Genomic DNA, 20401 nt, shown 5'->3' with positions numbered 1-20401 from the left:
TCTTGGGTTTGGCCTATCGTCATCGTTGGAGTTGCCGCGCTGGCCCTTGCCCCGCTCGCGGAAGAGCCATGGCTGCATGAACAATACGGCTCCAAGTATCGCGATTATTGCGCTGAAACGCGTCGATACCTGTAAACTCGCGACCTCACGAGAACGTCATCGTTTTTCAGTTGAACCTCTAGCTTCTAGAATGTCCTCATTCGAGCAAGTTGTCAGCGAAATTGCAGTTGCTTGTAAACCTGGCGCGCTGATTGTCGATGTTGGCTCGGTCAAAGTCGTTCCTTCCGAAATCATGCTGCGCCGGTTCCCGAACTACGTAGACATCGTCGCAACGCACCCTTTGTTCGGTCCTCAAAGTGCGATGGAAGGTATTGAAGGCCTGAAAATTGCGGTCTGCCCCATTCAGGGAAAACGACATGCGAGGCTGGCTGCGTTTTTACGCGTAGCTCTTAGGCTGACTGTCATCATGACAACACCAGAAGATCACGACCGAGAAGCAGCAGTTGTCCAAGGGCTCACGCATCTCATCGCCAAAGTGCTGCTTGGAATGGGCCCGCTACCAACGCGCATGACAACGGAGAGCTTTGACCTGTTATCTGAGGCGATTTCCATGGTGCAGGATGATGCGCCGGAAGTATTTGAAGCGATCGAAAAGGCTAATCCTTACGCCGAGACCGTAAGACGACAGTTTTTTGACTTGGCCGCGAGATTGAGTGTCGATCCGGAAACAGCATCGAGAATACCGCTGCACAATGAGACCGGACATTGATGGAGCAGCACCTAACGGAAGCAAAGTCCCGCGTTGCAGTCGTTGCTGAGCCAATCGATCGAGGTCCGGCGTGCGGACAGAGTGAGCTCTCGCTGCGATGGCGCGAACGGCCGCTTTGGCGAAACCTGTAGCAGGAATTTGGGGCCGAATGACCAGCCTAGCGCTCGAAGTCCGCTACCAAGCTGTTTCCCATGCGAATCGTTGCCGCAAGCTTTGACTGAGCAATCCATTCCACCATCTCAGGGCTTGGTGGACCGAGCAAAACAACCTCTTCGATTTTGGCGCAGCTATGGAGTATGCTCATTTCTATGGTGGTGAACCCATTTCTTGCCTGGGGCAAATATCGCTACGGAAAACGGCTGGATGCGCCCGCTTTGAAGTATGGTGCGAAGGATACGATGATCTGCGAATACCAGACGGTCGTGGTTCTTCTGGGGATCGGTCTGACGCAGTGGATGGGATGGTGGTGGGCCGATCCGGTCGCAGCTTTGCTCATCGTTCCCTATGTTGCGTGGGAGGCATTCGAAGCCACCAAGGATGCATTTTCAGTTGATCCGGAAGAGGACGCGAAGGCGACAGGCTGAATGATCGACCCTCAAGTCTGCTCAATGATGTCGCCTGACGTTGTGGAGGATCATTCGAGTCTTGGGCAGAGGCGGCAACTCTTTCGTATCAATCTCCAAATCCTGATCCGGCACATCGTAGTCGATGGACCCTACGAAGTATTCGCAGAACGCCTTCATCTGGCTGATTGCGATCCATTCGCCGGGGCAACGGTGGTTCAAGTGGTGGTCGCCACCGCCTTGTGGGATGAAATCATAGGAGTCTTCGATACGACTCTGAAACCGTTCGGGGCGAAAATCGCGCGGCGCGTCCCAAGAACGCGGATCGGTGTTCGTGCCATAAAGATCGAGCAAGACCCTGCATCCCTCCGGAAATCGGTAGCCATTCCACTCGAATGCCGTCTTGACCCGCGCCGCAACCGCCGGAAAGAACGGATACAGGCGACGGACCTCTTGCACGAATGGATCAAGTAGCGCGGCGCCGTTTTTCAGTCTTTGTGACCACTCAGGATACCAATGGAGGGCATGAACGGCATGGACGATGAACACAGACACGGCGACAGTCGGACGCAGAACGTTCAGCAGTTCCACGGCTGCCACCTTTGGGGGCAATAACTCCCCGTCGGGATCGCGCCATGTCGCGATAACGTATAGAGCGCTTTCCTTTTGTGGCTGGAGAGTGTCGTCGCGGACTTCCAGTATCATCCGCGAAGTCCATTTTTCCAGTTTCTGCCGCGACCGACGTGCACGCCAGTGTTTCGGGCCAACGGCTCCTGCATCCTGAAAGAGCGTAGTCAGTTGCGCTGTTCGCTTCTTTACTTCCGCATCCGGTAGCGGCACCCCAGCCCAGGCGCAGACGGCTCTGGTGAGCATTTCGCGCACCTCATCATAGAGCACGACTTCATCCGCCGCTTCCCAGTCCCGCACATAGTTGTCCAGCATGTGCAGGGACATACCCTGGAGCGCTGCAATCCGCTCAGAGGCCATAAGAGACATGAACATCTGCTTTCGGTGACGATGCGCGTCGCCATCGAGGCCCTGAACACCGCCTTCACCGAGAAGCGTTTTTTGAATGCGGCCCGGCATCGAGTCCGCGCGAACGAGCCGGTCTTCCTTGTAGAAGACTTCCGCTGCCGCCGCACCGGTCATGCAAATGGTTTGCTTAAGGAGGACGCGAGTCGCGAATAGATCGCTGCCGAGGTCGCGGCAGGTATCCGATATGAAACCATATGGGTTGCGCAGTAGGGCGAGCGTGCTGTCGAAGCCCGTTGCGGATGGAATGCTGACCATTGATTGTCCTCCCTAAATGTTACGCTCGCGGCGGTCTCGTTTCGGGCTCTCCGCTTCATCCAAAGCATCACAGCCAACAAACCAATCAGTGCATTTGCGCGGGACATGCATCATTTATCACCGCTGGATCAGCTGCGGCGCATCTGCCGAACCGAGTGCTGCTTCGGGCAGCCAGGTGACAAGCTGGGGGAAAGAGATCAGCGCCGCGATCAATACAATTTCAATGGCAACGAGCGGTACCGCACCGCGATAGATATCGGAAAGGTTGATACCTTTCGGTGCCGCCATCTTGGCAAAGAACAGTGCGTAGCCGAAGGGGGGCGTGAGAAAGGATGTTTGCAATGCCAGTGCAATCAGGCCAGCAATCCAGATTTGTGCAAAGTACGCAGAGCCGACGTGATCCGCGAAGTCGAGCTCGGAAATGATCGGCATCAGCACGGGTACAAAGACCAAGAGAACCTCGATCCAGTCAAAAACAAAACCAAGTATGATGATCACGCCAAGGAGCGTCGCCAACAGTTCCCACCGGGTGAGGTCGAATGCGGATATCCAGTCGAAGATGACATCTGGTCCGCCAACGAGGTGGAAACTCAGCGAAAAAACCGATGCGCCGAGTACGATGAAGAAGACCATCGAAGTCATCGCACCTGTCTGCACCGTGACAGAGTTCAAAGATGGGAAAGACAAACGCTTTCGCGCCAGCGCGACCAAGAGCGCGCCAAACACCCCTACTCCGGCCGCCTCTGTGAGCGTCGCAAAGCCCAGAATAATGCTGAGAGGAATTGACGCGATTACAGCGACCGAAGCAATCACGAACAAAAGGTCTGACCCAAGATTGGTCTTTGGCGCGTCCAAAGGGATTTCGACGGTTTTTCGCAAGAAGATGGCAAAATAGATCGCGAAGGCGGTTACCATCAGAAGAACGGGCACGATGAGAGCCACGTACATCAATCCAATGCGCAGATAGAAGACGTTCGAGATAAAAAACAGCATCACGGCTGGCGGAAACACGACACCGAGCGCGCCAGAGGCCGCGACGGCTGCACCCGCGGTTCGCGGGGCGTAGCCGGAAGCCATCATCGGGGTATAGGCGACCAGCGCCACCGTGATGACCGATGCCCCGATAACCCCGGCTGCTGGCGCGAGCACCAGACCGATCAGCAGGGTCGCGATGGCGTAGCGACCCGGAACACCCGTCAGAATACGCCCCAGCAAGCGAAACATGGTTTCGGCAACCCCGCTGGCATTCAGGATCAAACCGAGAAAAATCAGCATAGGAACACTGGTAAATTGGACTGATTCATTGGTCAGTACACCGCGGGCCCGCAGGTAGATCAGCCCCAGATGCTGAAAATCTGTGATCCCCACCCAAACAGCAGCCACAAATCCCAGGAAGCCTGTCCCCGCCAGGACAAGGGCAACCGGAAAGCCGCTGAAGACCCCGATGGCCATCACGGCAAGCATGGCCACCGTGAGGACCTCATTCACCATTGTGCAGCCCGCCCGATTGTTCCGGTGCGCCTTGCGCACGTTTCCCTGCCAGAAAGGCGATGTTGCGCAAGGCTACGATCACACCCGCAAGGGCCAGCAAGATGGGGCCGATAACCCCGGCTATGCGTTGTGCCCACAACTGGGTTTCGGCGAACTTCGTGGTGCGCATCAGACCGTCCCACCCGTACCAGGTCAGAATCGCGGCGAGAGGCAGAAGGACAAAAAAGCCACCTATCAGTTCGATCCACGCAATACGGCGCGCGGACCAATGTCTGCGAAGAACATCAACGCGCACATGACCGTCGCTCAGATAGGTATAGCCAAGGGTCAAGAAAATCAGAATGAACAGCAGCGATGTGGACAGGTCCGGCAAATAGCTCGACATGCCAAGTTGTAGCTTTCGATCCAGCATCTGAAGCGCGCCGTAGGCGGCAATCGAAACAACTGTCAGCCATGCAGTCACGACGCCGATGCTACGAATGATCCGGTCAATCCAATCTAAAAACTTCAAGTCCAGGCCCCTCCCAAAGCTCCTTACCTGTGAGCTGCTATCTCCCCGCGACATTTTCCTTGCGGGGGTCTTGTCCGGGCTGTTCCGGTTTGCCTCTCGCGGCACGAAAGCCGTCCCAGAACAGCAGGGCCGCTCCACAGAAAATCGCCACATCAGCGAGATTGAAGGATGGCCAGTGGTATGTCCCGAAATGGAAATCCAGAAAGTCGGGGACCGCCTGATACCGCAACCGGTCGATGACATTTCCAGCTGCGCCGCCGATGACCAGACCGAGCGCAGCAGCGGTCAGTCTATCTGGCGCGCGCCATAACCAGATCAGCAGCCATGCGATGATCGCGTTAGCAAGCACGACGAGACCCCACGAGGGCACGATCCCACCAAGCAACCCGAAGCTGACTCCATCGTTCAGGACACGGACAAGATTCAGAAAAGGCAGAACCTCGACCCCGCGCTCCAGCTCCGGTGTGTTCAGGGCGAGCGCCTTTGTGCTCTGATCGAGAGCGAGCGCCGCAATGGCGCAGAGCCCACCCAGAGTGCGGCGGTTCATGCTGCCGCCTTCAGATCGGAACGCGCATCACGGATGATCGACCAAGATGAATGCAGGAACAGTCCCGCAATCCCAAAGGCGACAATGAGGTCTGGCCAGGCACTGCCCAGCCAGACCACCAGTCCGGCTGCGATGACGACCGCAGCATTGCCGATGGCGTCGTTGCGCGAGAACAGCCAGACAGCGCGCATGTTCGCGTCACCCTTGCGATACCGCAGCAGGGGCAGCACGGACACAACATTGATAACGAGAGCGATCAGGCCCAGAAGGCCCATGAGAGCCGCATCCGGCGTTATCGGTTCGAAAGCCCGCATGATGGTCGTGCCGAGAACTCCAAGGCCAAGGAGGCCAAGGAAGATGCCCTGGATCAGGGCCGACCGTGCCCGCCACGCGAGACTCCAGCCGATGGCCAGAAGTCCGAGGAAGGTAATCGCGCCATCGCCGATGAAATCGAGGGCGTCGGCTTTCACGGCCTGCGATCCGGCGATAAACCCGCCGACCATCTCGATGACACCGTAGCCGACATTGAGGATTACGACGATCCATAACGCACGTCGATAGGCCGGGTCCTGATGGGCCGCACCTTGCTGAAGGTCCTCGTCGCTTTCGATGCGGTCAAACCCATACCCCGTTGTCTCAACGGCCTTTACGATGTCCGGCAAACGCGCTTCAGGGGCCTTCAGAGTCATGATATGGGTCGCCGCCGACACTTTCACCGCGTCGGGCGCGACCCCTGCAGACTGCGCCGCCCGTTCGATCTGCGCGGCATCCTTGGCGCAATCCATGCCGGAGACGCGGTAACGGAAGGATGGAACATCAGCCGTCGATCTGGCGCTGTCGGCGTTGGCCATGGGTGCAATACTCCTGCTAGAGTGAATCAAGAAACAACATATCAGCGAGGAATGATATGGACCAAATCATTGCCGACCGCAATACCGGGACAAGCACTATAGAACGAAGGGCGAAGCTGTTTCGCGGCTTTGCGGACCCAAGCCGTCTCGCGATTCTTGGCGCCTTGTGTGAAGCGCCGTTGGCTGTGCACGAGATCGTGACGCGCACAGAACTATCGCAACCAAACGTTTCCAACCATCTCCGATGTCTTTTGGATTGTGGGCTTGTCGCCAGCGACCGCGATGGACGCTTCATCCGCTACCGCATCAGCAGTCCGCGTATTACAGCCCTTTTGAACGATGTGGACGCACTTCTCGATGTGGTCGCAGAGGGTGTTGAGGCGTGCGAAAATTATTGCGAAGGTAAGATGCTGAAAACATGATTGGTGCCGCCAAGGCGGTTGGCGATCTTCGGAGAATCGAATTTTCTATTGTGAGTTCACAGTTTGGATTGCACGCCGCCAGATCATCAAAAAGCCGGAACACTAGGGTCAGGATTCATAACCAGTAGATGACGGTTGCTGCGAGCGCGATGGCTGAGAGAAAGACCTTTGGACAGCGGTCATAGCGGGTTGCCACGCGCCTCCAGTCCTTGAGGCGCCCGAACATGATCTCGATGCGGTTTCGCCGCTTGTAGCGGCGCTTGTCGTATTTGACCTGGGTCTTGCGTTGCTTTCGGCCGGGAATGCAGGCGCGTATCCCCTTGTCTTGCAATGCTTCTCGGAACCAATCAGCGTCGTAGCCCCGATCCCCGAGCAGCCATTCGACATTTGGAAGGCTGCTGAGCAGCGCCCGTGCGCCGATGTAGTCGCTGACCTGTCCGGCGGTGACGAACAGGTTGAGCGGTCGTCCTTGGCTGTCGCAGATGGCATGCAGTTTTGTGTTCATGCCGCCCTTGGTTCGACCGATCAGGCGACCGCGCCCCCCTTTTTGGCGGCCATGCTGGTCGCGGTACGGTGTGCTTTCAGATAGGTCGCGTCGATCATCACGGTTTTTTCTTCGCGGTGTCCGGTAGCCAGGCCGACCATCATCCTGGCGAAGATGCCTTTCTCGCTCCAGCGCTTCCACCGGCTGTACAGCGTCTTATGCGGTCCATAGGCTTCAGGCGCGTCGCGCCAGCGCAAGCCATTGCGATTGATGAAGATTATCCCGCTCAAGACGCGTTTGTCGTCGACCCGAGGCTTGCCGTGGGACTTGGGAAAGAAAGGGGAAAGCTTGGCCATCTGCTCGTCGGTCAGCCAGAAAAGGTCGCTCATGTCACCGCTCCGTTTTCCGGGCCGTGAATCACGCAGCGCTTTGAAAATCAATGCATCCTGACCCTAGGCGAAGGCAAAGAACAGGTTTTCCTTGATGTTGCGAAGCGTTGCGGTGGCCAGTTTGCGGGCGCGTACAATGCCGGTCAGGTCGCCGCCCAGAAGGGTGATCCCTGCGCTTTCGACAGCCACGTCGGCTCCGGTGCCCATGGCAATCCCGACATCGGCGGCGGCAAGGGCAGGGGCGTCATTCACCCCGTCGCCGGCCATCGCGATATAGGCGCCTTGCGCACGCAACTCCTCGACAAGGGATTTCTTGTCCTCGGGCAGAACGCCCGCGCGGACCTCGTCGATATCGAGTTGGCGCGCGACCGCTTCGGCGGTGCGCTGGTTGTCGCCGGTCGCCATGATGACCCTAAGGCCAAGCGCGTGCAGGTCGCGGATCGCTGCGGCGGTCGTGTCCTTGATCGGGTCGGCAACGGCGACCAGACCGGCCAGCGTTCCGTCAAGGGCAACATACATCGCCGTCTTACCGTCCGCGCGCATCGCATCGGCGGGCGCGTCCCCAGCAGACGTGTCGACCCCCAGAGCCGCCATCAACGCCGGGTTGCCAAGAGCCACATCGCGGCCTTCAACCCGTCCGGTGACGCCTTTGCCCGTTACCGCATCGAATTCACTTGCGTCGTGGCGTGGGGCGCCCCTGTCCCGTGCACCCTGAACGATGGCTTCGGCCAGAGGGTGTTCGGAGCCGCGTTCCAGGGCGGCGGCATAGGCCAGCACGTCAGCCTCGTTCGCGCCCGACAGGCCGACCACGTCGGTCAGGGTGGGCTTGCCCATGGTCAGCGTGCCGGTCTTGTCGACGATGACGGTATCGACGCGGGCCATGCGCTCCAGTGCCTCGGCGTCCTTGATCAGCACGCCCGCCTGCGCGCCACGCCCGGCGGCGGTGGTGATCGAGATCGGCGTAGCCAGCCCCAGCGCACAGGGGCAGGCGATGATCAGTACGGAAACGGCGGCGGTGATGGCAAACGCCAGCGCCGGGTCAGGACCGATCAAAAGCCACGCGAAGAAGGCCAGCGTTGCAATACCGACCACGGTGGGTACGAAGATCGCCGAAACCCGGTCTGCCAGACCTTGGATTGGCGCCCGCGACCGGCGGGCGCCCGCGACCATGTCGACGATCTGGGAAAGCACCGTGTCGGCACCGACTTGCGTGGCGCGGATCGCCAGCGTGCCATTCTTGTTGATCGTGCCGCCGGTGACGCGGTCGCCTGCGGTCTTTTCGATGGGCACGGGTTCGCCGGTGATCATGCTTTCATCAACCGAGGACCGACCCTCGACCACTTCGGCATCCACCGGAATGCTGTCGCCGGGGCGGACGCGCAGCATGTCGCCCGCGACCACGTTTTCCAGCGGCGCATCGTATTCCTCGCCATCGGGCAGGATGCGGCGAGCGGTCTTTGGAGCAAGGTCCAGCAGGGCGCGGATCGCATCGCCGGTGCGTTCGCGCGCGCGGAGTTCCAGCACCTGCCCGACGAAAATCAGGGCGACGATGACGACCGAGGCCTCGAAATAGGTGCCGACGCCTTCGCCCATCCGGTAGTCCTCGGGGAAGACACTTGGCAGGAAGGTGGCAAAGATCGAATAGACATATGCCGACCCGACCCCAAGCGAGATCAGCGTCCACATGTTGGGTGACAGGTTGCGGAACGAGTCCAGCCCGCGTCTGAAGAACGGCAGCGCGGCCCACAGGACGATGGGCGTGGCCAACAGGAATTCGATGTAGGTCGCGATACGGTGACCCAGCCAGTCGCGGACGGGCAGGCCGACAAGCTCTCCCATCGTCAGGATGACCAAAGGCACCGCCGCCGCGGCGCTGATCCACATCCGGCGGGTGAAGTCGGTCAGTTCTTCGGACGGTTCGTCGCTGGGTAGCATCGGTTCCAGCGCCATGCCGCAGATCGGGCAGGCCCCCGGTTCGTCGCGGACGATCTCGGGGTGCATGGGGCAGGTCCATTGCGTGCCGGGTTGGGCCTGTTGGCCTGTCTTGTCGGCATTGCCGGACGCATAGAACCACGGGTCAGCCTTGAACCTGTCCTCGCAGGAGGCCGAGCAGAAATGATGGGTCTCTCCTCCAAAGGTCTGCGTTCGGGTGTCGTCCTTGACTTCGATGGTCATACCACAGACCGGGTCCGTGGCCGTAGGGGCGCCAGCCGGGATCGGGGCATGCTGCGAATGGGAGTGGTGGGCATGGTCGGGCATGATCGAAGTCCTTTCCCGTATCAGTCATGGGCCCTCCAGCAAGGGGAAGGTCAAGCGCCGTGATGGTGATGCATTTTGGGCGGGTGCCGACGCAAGAAGATGTGCTCGAAGCCAAAAACGATGATCATTCCGACACCTGCGATCACCACGATCCACGGGTCGGCCTGCACCTTCATCCCGGCAAAGGCAGCCAACACGACGGCGTCCAATCCGATTGCGGTCAGCAAGACCCAGCCGCGCGCGCCCACCTCGGTCCGCAGATTGCGGAACACTCCCCAATGGATCAGCATGTCCATCACCAGATAGAAGAACGCCCCCAGCGACGCGATGCGTCCGAGATCGAAGAAGATGGTCAGCAGCGTGGCAATCACAACCGTGTAGACTAAGGTGTGGTCGCGGATGACGCCGGGCATGCCGAAATGGCTGTGCGGGATCATCCGCATCTCGGTCAGCATGGCCAGCATGCGGGACACGGCAAAGACGCTGGCGATCAGGCCGGAGGCCGTCGCCACGAGCGCCAGGCCGACGGTCAGGTAGAACCCGGTCCGCCCCAGGGCCGGTTCCGCGGCCTCGGCCAGCGCATAGTCCCGTGCAGCAACGATCCGGTCCAGCGGCAGACTGCTGCCGACGGCAAAGGCGACCAACAGGTAGACCAGCGTACAGATGGCGATGGAAACGATGATGGCACGGCCAACGTTGCGGTGCGGGTTCGTGATTTCGGCCCCGCTGTTCGTGATGGTCGTGAACCCCTTGAAGGCAAGGATCGCCAGAGCCATCGAGGCGACAAATCCGGTGATCCCGGTGTCTTGCTGTCCCCCGGTCGCCTCGAAGCTGATCCCGCCCGCCCAAAGCGCTGCTATGCCGAAAACGGTGATGCCCCCGACCTTCAGCGCTGCCATCAGCACCGACAGCCAGCCGACGGACCGGTTGCCCGCGACATTGACCAGCCACGCAAACACGATGACGCTCACGCCGATGGCGGGCACAAGCCATGTGTCGCGCGGCATGTCGAGCCCGCGCAGCAGGTAGGTGGCAAAGGTCCGCGCCACGAGGCTTTCGTTGATGACCATCGACAGCGCCATCAGCAGGGCGGCCCCGGCGGCGACAGTCGTTGGGCCATAGGCTTTTTGCAAGATCATCCCTATGCCGCCCGCAGAGGGGTAGGCGTTCGACATCTTGACATAGGTGTAGGCGCTGAAGGCGGTGACAACGGCACCGGCGATGAAGGCGAAGGGGAAGAGCGGCCCCGCCAAAGCTGCGATCTGACCGGTCAGCGCGAGGATCCCGGCGCCGATCATCACGCCGGTACCCATGGCGATGGCATCCAGCAGGGTCAGGCTGTTCTTGCGATAGTCCGAAGTCATTCCGTATTCCTCTTGTCATCGTCCCGGTGCCGCAAGGCCAGCACCAGCAGCGGTACCGCCGTGACCAGCCCCAGGCCGAGGGCCAGCCATTCCGCCGACCCGAAATCTCCCTGCATGGCGACGCTGCCCACATGGGCCAGAACGAAGCTGGCGGGCAGGATTCCGGCCATCGTCGCCAGCGCAAAGCGCCAGGCGTGCAGGCGGCTCAGTCCGGCGGCATAACTCATCGCGTCGAACGATACGAAGGGCAGCAGGCGGCTGACAAAGACCGTCAGTGTCAATGCGTTTTGCGAACCGAACAGCCCGCGATCGGCACTGTGGCCCAATAAACGCTCGACCGTGCCGCGCCCGAGCGTCCTGGCAAGGGCAAAGGCGATGACCGCGCCGATCTCGGACCCGAGGGCGACGTAGGCTGCCCCGGCATAGTGCCCATAGGCGGCACCTGCCGCCAGCGCGATGGGCGCGCTGGGGATCGGGCTGGCGACAACGGCGGCGGTCATCAGTGCGACAACGGCGACAGGCCCCCAAGGGCCCGCGGCATGGACCCAAGTTTCGACCCGCGCGCGGTCGATCGTCGGCATCTGCCCACCCAGCAGCCAGTACAGGGCCAGCGCGCCAAGCAGCGCCGCCGCGATCCACACAAAGGGGCGAAGCGCCGGACTGAACCGATCCACGCCGCGCCCGGTCATGTCAGGTCAGCGCCTCTGGGAGGGATGCAAGCGCCGCATCCAGCGGCACCACGGGCAGCCCGGCGGCGATCCAGCCCGGCCCGGCCCCGGAGCCCAGCATCCCCTCGGAGATATCGGCATACCCGGTGTAGCCCGCCCGCATCAACGCGCCCAGCACCGACAGCGACCGCCCGCCCGTGGCGCAGATCAGCCCGACGGTGCGCTCGCCCGCGTGGGAGCGGGCCGCAAAGAGGCGGTCGGCAAAGCGGGCTTCGTGCATGCTGATCGGCCAGACCCCGGCGCCGATCCCGGTTTCCTGCCATTCCTCGCGAGAGCGGATGTCGATCACCCGCGCAGTATCGTTCAACAGCGCATCATAAGCCTGACCGGCGGACCATGCGCCCGTGCCCTGCGCCCAGGAAGGAACTGCAAACGGCGCCGCGCCCGAAGCCGCCAGCCCTGCCAGCACGAACCGCCGCGTGCGATCAGGCCGCATCGACAGCCCCCATCAGCATGTCGCGGACCTGGCCCGCGACGGCGTGCAACTGGTCGTTGTCGATTGCCGCCATCGACGCGACGGGATCGATCGCGCTGACTTCGGTGCCGCCCTCGACTTCGCGCAGGATGACGTTGCAGGGCAGCATCGCGCCGACGCGCGGTTCCAGCCCGATGGCCTCATACGCCATCTTGGGATTGCAGGCACCAAGGATGCGGTAGCCCTCCATTTCGGCGTCGATCTTCTTTTTCATCGTCGCCTTGACGTCGATTTCGGTCAGCACGCCGAACCCCGCCTCGGACAGGGCTGCGCGCACGCGCATGTCGGCGTCGTCGATCGACACGCCGCTCAGCAGGCGGTCATGGGTATAGCTCATGGCAGGTCTCCTATCGTTGCGGCATGGCCCGATTGCCGGGGCCATGCCCGTGTAACTGGCTCATTCCTGCGCGGGGTCCATCCTCGGCATGGAACCGATCCGCCCGGCAAAGCCCTGCATTTCGGAACCGGTGATCTTGCCGTCGCCGTCGGCATCGAGATGCTGGAAGCGATCGACCATCGTCTCCTTCATCATCTGTGCGTGCCAATCGGCGAATTCGTCAAGGCTCAGGCTGTCGTCCCCGTCGCCGTCATGGGACATCATGCCTTGCCGCATCATGTCGCCCATGTCCCCCATGCCGTCACCGGACGGGCCCATCATGGGGCGCATCATCTGCATCATGTCGCGGTCCATCATCCCCATTGCGGAGGACCCCATGCCCATCATCGGCATGTCGCCGCCCGCGTGCATCCGCATCATCATCTGCATCATGGTGTTGTGCATGTCGCCATTCATCTGGGGAATCGCCATGTCACCGCCCGTCGGGCCGGCGCCGTTTCCGGTGTGGTGGTCTGAGTCCGCAAGGGCGGGCGCTGCGGTCAGTGCCAGAACCGCAAGAACAGAGACAGCTTGTGTAAATCGGGGCATCGTGTGCTCCTTTCGCTTGAGAGTGTCGTTTCCGGCCCCAGTCAAACGCTGTTTTCGGGCGACATGCAGCCCCGGATTTGTAACGATCTGTCGCAAAGCCGGGGCGTGATACAAACCGCTACAAATCGACCGGTGAAGTTCCCGGCCCCGGTCCGTTAGAAGGGGCGCATGGGACAGCAACCGCATATTCTCGTGGTCGACGATCACGCCCAGATCCGCGAAAGCGTCACGCGGTTTCTGCAAAAGAACGGGGTGCGCGCCACCGCAGCCAAGGATGCGGCCGAAATGGATGCCTGCCTTGCGGTCGGCCAATTCGACCTGATGGTGCTGGACGTCATGATGCCGGGCGAGGACGGCCTGTCCGTCTGTCGCCGTCTGTCGCCGCAAGGCGATCTGCCCATCATCCTTCTGACCGCCCTTGGTGAGGAAACCGACCGGATCGTCGGGCTGGAGCTGGGGGCGGATGACTATCTGGCCAAGCCGTTCAATCCCCGCGAATTGCTTGCCCGGATCAAGTCCGTCCTGCGGCGGACCACGCGCGAAGCCCCCATGGCCGGGCGGCTGGCGGGCCAGACGGTGCGTTTTGCCCACCTGCTACTGGACACGGACCGGCAGATTCTGCGCGACGAATCGGGCGCCGAAACGGCGCTGACCAGCGCTGAGTTCAAGCTGCTGTCGGTCTTTTTGGAACGCCCGCGCATTGTGCTGAGCCGGGATCAGTTGCTGGACCTGACGGCAGGCCGCATGGCCGGACCGCTGGACCGCACCATCGACAACCAGATCAGCCGCCTGCGCCGCAAGATCGAGCCCGACGTGTTGCGCCCGCGCATCATTAAGACGGTGCGCAATGGCGGCTACAGCCTTGCCTGCGATGTCGAGGCCGAGGCATGAGCCTGCGTGCCGCGATGACGCTGCGCTGGCAGTTGGTCCTGCTGATCGTAGCGGCGCTGACCGTGGCGCAGATCATCAGCCTGCTGCTGTTCGCCGACGAGCGCAGCCTTGCGATCCGTGCGGCGCTTGGCTTCGAGGCGGCGGGGCGTGCAGCCAACGTGGCGCGCCTGATCGAAGAGGCGCCACCCGATCTGCATGCCTCGATCCTGCGGGCGGCAAATTCGCCTCTCGTGCGGTTCGACCTGTCGCAGACGGCCTTGGTTCAGCACAGCGACCATTCCGATGGCGGTCTGGTCGAAAGCCGCATCCGTACCCTGCTGGATGACAGCTACAGCCGCGACATCCGTGTCGAGCTTCACCAGATCGAGGGCCAGTTGATGCCGCTCGCCAATCTGTCGCGCGAGATGACAGAGATGCACATGGCGATGATGCGGGGCGAGCTGACAGCCATCGAGATGAACCTATCAATAGCCATTTCCGGGGGGCACTGGCTGAATGTGGGCACCCGCTTCGAACGCCCGCCGATCCAGTGGCCGCTGGAATCCATGCTGGCCTTTGTGCTGTCGGCTACGGTGCTGCTGATCGTGGTGATCTGGTTCGTCATGACGCGGTTGACCGGCCCGCTGCGGCGGCTGGCGCGGGCCGCCGACCGGCTGGGGCGGGGCGAGGACGTGCCTGAACTGCCCGTTGCCGGCCCGACCGAGGTCCGCGACCTGACGGTTTCCTTCAACCGGATGCAGGAACGCCTGACCCGCTTCGTCAATGACCGGACGCGGATGCTGGCGGCGCTGGGGCACGACCTGCGCTCGCCCCTGACGGCGATGCGGGTGCGTGCCGAGATGGTCGACGACGACGAAACCCGCGACAGCATCGTCGCCTCGGTCGAGGAAATGCAGGGCATGGTCGAGGCAACGTTGACTTTCGCACGCGGACTGACCGGATCAGAGCAGCCCGAACGCGTCAATCTGCACGACTACCTCGGCGCTCTGTGCCAGACCCTGCCCGCCGGGGTCGACCTGCTGGGAGCCGACGACACCGAACTGCGCTTGCGCCCCAACGCCATGCGCCGCGCCTTGCGCAACCTGATCGAAAACGCCCTGCGCTACGGCCATATGGCGCGCATCGATTGGCAAAAGACTGGCGGGGAGGTGGTTCTGATCGTTGACGACGACGGACCGGGCATCCCCGAGGACCAGTTGGACAAGGTCTTTGACCCGTTTGTGCGGCTCGAAGAGTCGCGGTCGCTGGAAACCGGCGGGCATGGGCTGGGACTGTCCATCGCCCGGACGATCATCCAGTCGCATGGCGGCGATGTCACTCTGACGAACCGGCCCGAAGGCGGGTTGCGGGCACGGGTGCGGCTGCCGAACGGACATGCGGCCAACACCGAAGGAGAAACACCATGAGACAGATCCTGATTTCACTGGGCGCGGCGCTGGCCGGCGCAGCACCTGCGCTGGCCGATGCCGATGACGGCATGATGAACGGCTATGGCATGGGCGGTTTCGGATTTGGCCTTGGCGGGTTCGGGATGCTGCTGTTCTGGGGCCTCGTGATTGCGATCGTCGTACTGGTCGTGATGCGGCTGACGGGCCGTGGCGACAGCGGGCCAGCCGTGTCCGATGCGCCGGATCCCCTTGAGGAACTGCGCCTGCGCTATGCGCGGGGCGAGATCGACGAAGAGGAGTTCCAGCGTCGCAAAGCTGCGCTGGACAAATAACCGCGACACCCCCGAGGGAGGCCAAGCATGATCCCGGAAATCGGACATTTCTCACTGGCATTGGCGCTGGCCTTGGCCATTGTTCAGAGCGTGTTGCCTATTCTGGGCGCGTCGCGCGGCAACGTCGTGTGGATGCAATCCGCGCAATCCTCGGCCATGGGGCAGGTGGTTTTTGTCGGGTTGGCCTTTGCCGCCTTGATGCGCTCTTTCGTGGTCAGCGACTTTACCGTGCTGAACGTGGTTGAGAATTCCCATTCGCTGAAACCGATGCTGTTCAAGATCGCCGGCACATGGGGCAGCCACGAAGGCTCGCTGCTGTTGTGGGTGCTGATCCTTGCGGTGTTCGGCGCGGGCGTGGCCTTGTTCGGATCGAACATCCCCGCCGCCACCAAGGCGCGCGTCCTGTCGGTGCAGGCCTGGATCAGCGTCGGTTTCCTGAGCTTCCTGCTGTTCACCTCGAACCCGTTCGAACGGGTCTTTCCGCCGCCCGCGAATGGCAATGACCTGAACCCGCTGTTGCAGGACGTTGGTCTCGCCATGCATCCGCCGCTGCTGTATTTCGGGTATGTAGGCTTTTCCATCGTGTTTTCCTTTGCGGTTGCGGCCTTGCTCGAAGGGAGGGTCGATGCCGCCTGGGCGCGCTGGGTGCGGCCGTGGACGCTGGCTGCGTGGATGAGCCTGACAGCCGGGATCGCGCTGGGATCGTGGTGGGCTTATTACGAGTTGGGCTGGGGCGGCTGGTGGTTCTGGGACCCGGTGGAGAATGTCAGCTTCATGCCGTGGCTAATGGGAACGGCGCTGCTGCATTCCGCCATCGTCACGGAAAAGCGCGACGCCTTCAAAAGCTGGACGATCCTGCTGGCGATCCTGACATTTTCGTTGTCGCTGCTGGGCACCTTCATCGTGCGTTCGGGGCTGCTGACCTCGGTTCATGCGTTTGCCGTCGATCCAGAGCGCGGGCTGTACATCCTCGGGCTGTTGGGCCTGTCCATCGGCGGGTCGTTGGCGCTTTATGCGTGGCGGGCCCCCGAGATGGAGGGCGGCGGCCTGTTCCGGCCCGTCAGCCGAGAGGCAGGCCTGCTGCTCAACAATCTGATCCTCGCGGCGGCGACCGGGACGGTGCTGTTCGGAACGCTCTACCCGCTGCTGCTGGAGGCGTTGACCGGCGACAAGATTTCGGTCGGACCACCGTTCTTCAACGCCGCTTTCGTCCCGATGATGCTGGTCCTCGTGCTGTTCATGGGGATCGGGCCGTTCCTGTCGTGGAAGCGCGCCGATATTGGCGGGGTGCTCCAACGGGTGCGCTTCGTGGCGCTGCTGTGCCTCGCTGCGACTCTGATGCTTTGGTATGTTCAGACCGGTGCGCCTGTGTTGGCCTATGTCGCGGTTGCCGCAGCGCTCTGGCTGCTGTTTGCGACGCTTCGGGAATGGGCGCTGCGGATCAAGCTGTTCGACGCACCGCTGTCCGAATCGGCCCGCCGCGCCCGCGCACTACCACGGGCGTCGCATGGCATGACGCTGGCTCATGCCGGGCTGGCGGTGGTCATACTGGGCATGGTCGGGTCAAGCGCCTGGAAGAGCGAAGAAATAGCCTTTGTCCGACCTGGGGACCGCATCGAGATTGCCGGGTTCGAGGTCCTGTTCGAGGGGGTCGAGAAGCGTCGCGGGCCGAATTATCTGGCCGATCAGGGCCGGTTGAAGGTTTGGCGCAATGGCAGCTACGTGACGACTTTGTTCCCCGAACGGCGCAGCTATCCCGTGGCCCGGTCGACGACAACGGAATCCGCGATCCGCTCGACCCTGGCAGGGGATCTCTACGCCTCGATCACGGAACCGGCCTCGGACACGGCGGCCAAGGGCGGGGCGTGGACCCTGCGCATCCTGTACGAACCGCTGGTGAACCTGCTGTGGATTGGTGCGGGCCTGCTGGTGCTGGGTGGCGCGCTGTCGCTATCGGACCGTCGCCTGCGCGTCGGGGCGCCACGGCGGGCGCGCCGACCGCAACCCCAGCCCGCCGAATAGGAGTGACCATGAAACGCATGTTAGCCGGGCTGCCGTTGGTGTTGGCGGCCATCCTCGGGGCCTTTTTCCTTTGGGGACTGGACCCTGAGCGTGACCCAAATGATATCCCCTCGGTTCTGATCTCGCACCCGGTGCCGGAGTTTGCGCTGGACCCGGTCCCAGGACTCGACGTGCCGGGCCTTGCAACAGCGGACCTGTCGGGCAATCCCGGCCCCGTGGTGGTCAATGTCTTTGCCTCGTGGTGCGTGCCGTGCAAGGCCGAACATGCGGTCCTGTCGCGGTTCGTCGAACGGGACGGGGTGCGCCTTCTGGGCATCAACTACAAGGACAAGCCCGAGGACGCCCTGCGTTAGCTCGCCGAGTTGGGCAACCCGTACAGTGCCATCGGCTCTGACCTCGATGGTCGGGCGGGTATCGAATGGGGCATTTCCGGCGTTCCGGAAACCTTCATCGTCGGCGGAGACGGAACGGTTCTGTATCGCTATGTCGGGCCGATCGTGGGCGAGGACGCCGTGGCAAAATTCACGCTCGCGTTGCAGCAGGCGCAAGGCGGCCTGTCATGAGGGCGGTGGTGCTCGCCGTTCTGTTGGCTGTCTTGCCCATGCTCGCGCAGGCTGTAGAGCCGGACGAGATCCTGGCCGACCCGGCGCTTGAGGCGCGCGCCCGCGTGATCTCCAAGCAGCTGCGCTGCGTGGTTTGCCAGAACCAGGACATCGACAGTTCCAACGCCGGGGTGGCGCGGGATTTGCGGCTGCTCGTACGTGAACGGCTGACCGCGGGCGACAGCAATGCGGAAGTGGTCGACTACATCCACGCGCGCTACGGAGATTTCGTCCTGTTGAAACCGCCGTTCACACGTCGGACCGTGGTGCTTTGGCTTGCGCCGCTGGTCCTGATTTTTGCAGCGGTGCTGACCGGGGGGCTCAGTCTTTCGCGGGCCCGACGCCGACGCACCGACGCGGCGCTCGATCCCGAAGACGAGGCGCGCATTGCAGCGGCCATGGACCGATACAAACAGGGAGGATCGGAATGATCTGGGGTATTTTCGCCATCATGGCGATTGCTGGTCTGACCATCGCGCTGTTTCCGATGCGCCGGGCAGGCATGGCACCGGTCTTGCGCGCCGACGCCGTGCCGGCGGTTCTGGTCGACCAGCTCGAAGAAATCGACCGCGACATGGCGCGGGGGCTGGTCTCTGCACCCGAAGCAGAGGCCGCAAGGCAGGAAATCCGCCGCCGCATGGCGCAGGTGCTGCGGCGCGCTGATCGGCAGACCGTCACGACGACAGGCGGGCGCGGCGCGCTGATCCTCGCGGCGGTGTTTGTCCCGGTCATGGCCTTTGGCTACTATTCGTTCGCCGGTGCGCCCGACGTGCCGGCTGTGGCCTTCGCCGACCGCGCCGACGAGCGCGCCGACACGCGACGGATCGCCGATTTGGCTGGGCAATTGCGCGAAAGGCTGAGGGCCGATCCCGACGGCGGCCCGACCGATGGCTGGATGTTGTTGGGCCAGACCTATGCGCGCATGGGACAATTCGACGAAGCCGTTACCGCCTTCCGGACGGCCTCTGGCCGTGACGACGCGGTTTCGGCGACATGGTCGATGCTGGCCGAGGCGATGATCCGGGCCAATGACGGAACCGTCACGCCGGACGCGGTGACCGCTTTGAACAGGGCGCTGACGCTGGACCTCTCGAACCCGGCGGCGGCGTTCTACCTTGCGATCGCGGACGCGCAGGCAGGAGAGGTCGGGGCAGCTCATGACCGCCTGACGGCGCGACTGGCCGAGACGCCGGGCTACCAGCCCTGGATGGACACCTATATTGCGCAGGCGAATGCATTCGCACAAACACTCGGCCGGGCGCCCATCGCGTCGCGTGCGCCTGTTGCCCGCAGCCCCAGTGCCGCCGATGTCGCCGCCGCACAGGAGATGAGCGAAGGCGACAGGGCGGTTTTCATACGGTCCATGGTGGATCGTCTGGCGACGCGGCTTGAGGATGAACCGGATGACGTGAACGGATGGCTCAGGCTGGCGAATGCCTATGGCGTGCTCCAAGAGATGGACAAGGCGCGGGACGCTTACCTTCGCGCGGATGCGCTGTTGCCCGAGGGCGATGCGCGCAAGGCAGAGGTCAGGGCAAGCATCGCACGTCTGGAAAACCCGTGATCAGTCCGGGTTACCGGGCCGCCATGTCCATCGTTGACCGTCGTGTACCAGGTGGATCGGGGCGAGAGGATGGATATCCAGCCGGAACCCGGCAATAGGCGGCAGGTCCAGCGCGCTGACAATGACTCCGCGCAGCACGGGCGGGGCCGCCAGAGCCACCACACGATCTGCCGACGAGGCCGCCATCTGGTCCAGCCAGGGTCGTACGGTCGCGCAGAGGTCTGTCAGGGAGGTACCCCCGCCGGGGCGAGCTTCGGGGTCACGGGTCCACAGTGACAGTGCCTCGGGATCGGTGGCGGCGACTTCGTCCAGGGTCATGTCTGTCCAGTGCCCGAAATCCTGCGCGCCGAGCGCCGCGCAGTCGTTTGGCTGCAATCCAAGCTCCAAGGCCAAGACACCGGTCCCTGGCGCGGTCTGGCAAGCACTGCCCCCAAGCCGGCCAGAGAGGGTACGTGCCCGCTGTACCTGCGCAGCGCTCATATCCGCGGCAAGGCGAAAGGGGTGATGCGCAGACATGGGCGCGGCAACGAGGAT

Annotated in this window: 22 protein-coding genes and 1 pseudogene; 10 read left to right on the top strand and 13 right to left on the bottom strand. The window is 62.4% G+C overall.

The features are described 5' to 3' along the window. Positions 1-76: 76 nt before the first annotated feature. Positions 77-769: a prephenate dehydrogenase/arogenate dehydrogenase family protein gene (locus ACEQXV_RS04120; protein ID WP_088726084.1), complete on the top strand. Its 693-nt coding sequence runs from the start codon at positions 77-79 to the stop codon at positions 767-769. Between the two features lie 224 nt (positions 770-993). After that, positions 994-1353: a cation transporter gene (locus tag ACEQXV_RS04115; RefSeq protein WP_342753501.1), complete on the top strand. Its 360-nt coding sequence runs from the start codon at positions 994-996 to the stop codon at positions 1351-1353. Between the two features lie 21 nt (positions 1354-1374). Here the strand turns inward: ACEQXV_RS04115 and ACEQXV_RS04110 are convergent, their stop codons facing one another. The 5 genes from ACEQXV_RS04110 to ACEQXV_RS04090 all read right to left on the bottom strand — a co-directional run bounded on the left by ACEQXV_RS04110 (position 1375) and on the right by ACEQXV_RS04090 (position 6022). Continuing rightward, positions 1375-2622, bottom strand: coding sequence for a cytochrome P450 (locus ACEQXV_RS04110; protein WP_106268336.1), 1248 nt, complete (start codon positions 2620-2622; stop codon positions 1375-1377). Positions 2623-2739: 117 nt separating this feature from the next. Further along, complete coding sequence (locus tag ACEQXV_RS04105) at positions 2740-4086, bottom strand: TRAP transporter large permease subunit (protein WP_245888631.1); 1347 nt, start codon at positions 4084-4086, stop codon at positions 2740-2742. 16 nt (positions 4087-4102) lie between these two features. Next, positions 4103-4624, bottom strand: coding sequence for a TRAP transporter small permease subunit (locus ACEQXV_RS04100; protein ID WP_106268333.1), 522 nt, complete (start codon positions 4622-4624; stop codon positions 4103-4105). Positions 4625-4661: 37 nt separating this feature from the next. Beyond that, entirely contained in the window at positions 4662-5171 is a 510-nt protein-coding gene (lspA, locus tag ACEQXV_RS04095; RefSeq protein ID WP_106268331.1) for a signal peptidase II, read from the bottom strand. Beyond that, complete coding sequence (locus tag ACEQXV_RS04090) at positions 5168-6022, bottom strand: cation transporter (protein ID WP_106268328.1); 855 nt, start codon at positions 6020-6022, stop codon at positions 5168-5170. The genes lspA and ACEQXV_RS04090 overlap by 4 nt, the downstream gene beginning before the upstream one ends. A 56-nt stretch (positions 6023-6078) precedes the next feature. On the opposite strand from ACEQXV_RS04090, the gene ACEQXV_RS04085 reads away from it, so the two are divergent. Continuing rightward, positions 6079-6444 (top strand): helix-turn-helix transcriptional regulator, encoded by a 366-nt coding sequence (locus tag ACEQXV_RS04085; RefSeq protein WP_106268326.1) that lies wholly within the window; start codon positions 6079-6081, stop codon positions 6442-6444. Positions 6445-6559: 115 nt separating this feature from the next. Here the strand turns inward: ACEQXV_RS04085 and ACEQXV_RS04080 are convergent. From ACEQXV_RS04080 to ACEQXV_RS04050, 7 genes are all read right to left on the bottom strand, one after another. Further along, a protein-coding gene (locus ACEQXV_RS04080; protein WP_088635922.1) for an IS5 family transposase occupies positions 6560-7317 on the bottom strand; the annotation gives its coding sequence in 2 pieces (ribosomal slippage) (positions 6560-6993 and positions 6993-7317; 759 coding nt in all). Between the two features lie 63 nt (positions 7318-7380). Further along, the gene (locus ACEQXV_RS04075; protein WP_106268374.1) at positions 7381-9576 is read right to left on the bottom strand and encodes a heavy metal translocating P-type ATPase; all 2196 of its coding nucleotides are present in this window, start codon (positions 9574-9576) and stop codon (positions 7381-7383) included. A gap of 50 nt (positions 9577-9626) precedes the next feature. Next, a complete protein-coding gene (locus ACEQXV_RS04070) occupies positions 9627-10940 on the bottom strand; it encodes an APC family permease (protein ID WP_058249088.1) in 1314 nt (437 codons plus the stop codon). Then, positions 10937-11629, bottom strand: coding sequence for a TVP38/TMEM64 family protein (locus tag ACEQXV_RS04065; RefSeq protein WP_058249087.1), 693 nt, complete (start codon positions 11627-11629; stop codon positions 10937-10939). Before ACEQXV_RS04065 ends, ACEQXV_RS04070 begins: the two co-directional genes overlap by 4 nt. A gap of 1 nt (position 11630) precedes the next feature. Then, positions 11631-12104 carry a rhodanese-like domain-containing protein gene (locus ACEQXV_RS04060; protein WP_106268377.1) on the bottom strand — a complete coding sequence of 158 codons (474 nt, stop codon included), beginning with the start codon at positions 12102-12104 and terminating at the stop codon, positions 11631-11633. Beyond that, positions 12094-12480 (bottom strand): DUF302 domain-containing protein, encoded by a 387-nt coding sequence (locus tag ACEQXV_RS04055; protein ID WP_058249086.1) that lies wholly within the window; start codon positions 12478-12480, stop codon positions 12094-12096. The genes ACEQXV_RS04060 and ACEQXV_RS04055 overlap by 11 nt, the downstream gene beginning before the upstream one ends. A gap of 60 nt (positions 12481-12540) precedes the next feature. Then, positions 12541-13068 carry a hypothetical protein gene (locus ACEQXV_RS04050; protein ID WP_058249085.1) on the bottom strand — a complete coding sequence of 176 codons (528 nt, stop codon included), beginning with the start codon at positions 13066-13068 and terminating at the stop codon, positions 12541-12543. Positions 13069-13236: 168 nt separating this feature from the next. On the opposite strand from ACEQXV_RS04050, the gene ACEQXV_RS04045 reads away from it, so the two are divergent. From ACEQXV_RS04045 to ccmI, 7 genes and pseudogenes are all read left to right on the top strand, one after another. Then, the gene (locus ACEQXV_RS04045) at positions 13237-13959 is read left to right on the top strand and encodes a response regulator (protein WP_058249084.1); all 723 of its coding nucleotides are present in this window, start codon (positions 13237-13239) and stop codon (positions 13957-13959) included. After that, positions 13956-15365, top strand: a complete 1410-nt coding sequence (locus ACEQXV_RS04040; protein WP_058249083.1) for an ATP-binding protein — start codon at positions 13956-13958, stop codon at positions 15363-15365. Before ACEQXV_RS04045 ends, ACEQXV_RS04040 begins: the two co-directional genes overlap by 4 nt. After that, entirely contained in the window at positions 15362-15679 is a 318-nt protein-coding gene (locus tag ACEQXV_RS04035; protein ID WP_234988890.1) for an SHOCT domain-containing protein, read from the top strand. Before ACEQXV_RS04040 ends, ACEQXV_RS04035 begins: the two co-directional genes overlap by 4 nt. 27 nt (positions 15680-15706) lie before the next feature. Then, complete coding sequence (locus tag ACEQXV_RS04030) at positions 15707-17701, top strand: heme lyase CcmF/NrfE family subunit (protein ID WP_058249082.1); 1995 nt, start codon at positions 15707-15709, stop codon at positions 17699-17701. A gap of 8 nt (positions 17702-17709) precedes the next feature. Continuing rightward, positions 17710-18264, top strand: a pseudogene (locus ACEQXV_RS04025) (DsbE family thiol:disulfide interchange protein). Continuing rightward, positions 18261-18734 carry a cytochrome c-type biogenesis protein gene (locus ACEQXV_RS04020; protein ID WP_058249080.1) on the top strand — a complete coding sequence of 158 codons (474 nt, stop codon included), beginning with the start codon at positions 18261-18263 and terminating at the stop codon, positions 18732-18734. Before ACEQXV_RS04025 ends, ACEQXV_RS04020 begins: the two are co-directional and overlap by 4 nt. Next, complete coding sequence (gene ccmI / locus ACEQXV_RS04015; protein ID WP_106268381.1) at positions 18731-19867, top strand: c-type cytochrome biogenesis protein CcmI; 1137 nt, start codon at positions 18731-18733, stop codon at positions 19865-19867. The genes ACEQXV_RS04020 and ccmI overlap by 4 nt, the downstream gene beginning before the upstream one ends. Here ccmI and ACEQXV_RS04010 read toward each other — a convergent pair whose 3' ends face one another. Beyond that, entirely contained in the window at positions 19868-20347 is a 480-nt protein-coding gene (locus tag ACEQXV_RS04010) for a histidine phosphatase family protein (protein WP_336434075.1), read from the bottom strand. Positions 20348-20401 lie beyond the last annotated feature (54 nt).

This window comes from Nioella sp., from assembly GCF_964229645.1.
GTDB lineage: Bacteria > Pseudomonadota > Alphaproteobacteria > Rhodobacterales > Rhodobacteraceae > Nioella.
Note: the sequence above shows the minus strand (reverse complement) of the source record. Positions and strands in the feature narration are given on the sequence as shown.

Bases quoted from the DNA above. Each gene is read 5' to 3' on its own strand.
- ACEQXV_RS04120 (WP_088726084.1), top strand. From the start codon at position 77: ATGAACAATACGGCTCCAAGTATCGCGATTATTGCGCTGAAACGCGTC.
- ACEQXV_RS04110 (WP_106268336.1), bottom strand. From the start codon at position 2,622: ATGGTCAGCATTCCATCCGCAACGGGCTTCGACAGCACGCTCGCCCTA.
- ACEQXV_RS04105 (WP_245888631.1), bottom strand. From the start codon at position 4,086: ATGCTTGCCGTGATGGCCATCGGGGTCTTCAGCGGCTTTCCGGTTGCC.
- lspA (WP_106268331.1), bottom strand. From the start codon at position 5,171: ATGAACCGCCGCACTCTGGGTGGGCTCTGCGCCATTGCGGCGCTCGCT.
- ACEQXV_RS04090 (WP_106268328.1), bottom strand. From the start codon at position 6,022: ATGGCCAACGCCGACAGCGCCAGATCGACGGCTGATGTTCCATCCTTC.
- ACEQXV_RS04085 (WP_106268326.1), top strand. From the start codon at position 6,079: ATGGACCAAATCATTGCCGACCGCAATACCGGGACAAGCACTATAGAA.
- ACEQXV_RS04075 (WP_106268374.1), bottom strand. From the start codon at position 9,576: ATGCCCGACCATGCCCACCACTCCCATTCGCAGCATGCCCCGATCCCG.
- ACEQXV_RS04070 (WP_058249088.1), bottom strand. From the start codon at position 10,940: ATGACTTCGGACTATCGCAAGAACAGCCTGACCCTGCTGGATGCCATC.
- ACEQXV_RS04065 (WP_058249087.1), bottom strand. From the start codon at position 11,629: ATGACCGGGCGCGGCGTGGATCGGTTCAGTCCGGCGCTTCGCCCCTTT.
- ACEQXV_RS04060 (WP_106268377.1), bottom strand. From the start codon at position 12,104: ATGCGGCCTGATCGCACGCGGCGGTTCGTGCTGGCAGGGCTGGCGGCT.
- ACEQXV_RS04055 (WP_058249086.1), bottom strand. From the start codon at position 12,480: ATGAGCTATACCCATGACCGCCTGCTGAGCGGCGTGTCGATCGACGAC.
- ACEQXV_RS04050 (WP_058249085.1), bottom strand. From the start codon at position 13,068: ATGCCCCGATTTACACAAGCTGTCTCTGTTCTTGCGGTTCTGGCACTG.
- ACEQXV_RS04045 (WP_058249084.1), top strand. From the start codon at position 13,237: ATGGGACAGCAACCGCATATTCTCGTGGTCGACGATCACGCCCAGATC.
- ACEQXV_RS04040 (WP_058249083.1), top strand. From the start codon at position 13,956: ATGAGCCTGCGTGCCGCGATGACGCTGCGCTGGCAGTTGGTCCTGCTG.
- ACEQXV_RS04035 (WP_234988890.1), top strand. From the start codon at position 15,362: ATGAGACAGATCCTGATTTCACTGGGCGCGGCGCTGGCCGGCGCAGCA.
- ACEQXV_RS04030 (WP_058249082.1), top strand. From the start codon at position 15,707: ATGATCCCGGAAATCGGACATTTCTCACTGGCATTGGCGCTGGCCTTG.
- ACEQXV_RS04020 (WP_058249080.1), top strand. From the start codon at position 18,261: ATGAGGGCGGTGGTGCTCGCCGTTCTGTTGGCTGTCTTGCCCATGCTC.
- ccmI (WP_106268381.1), top strand. From the start codon at position 18,731: ATGATCTGGGGTATTTTCGCCATCATGGCGATTGCTGGTCTGACCATC.
- ACEQXV_RS04010 (WP_336434075.1), bottom strand. From the start codon at position 20,347: ATGAGCGCTGCGCAGGTACAGCGGGCACGTACCCTCTCTGGCCGGCTT.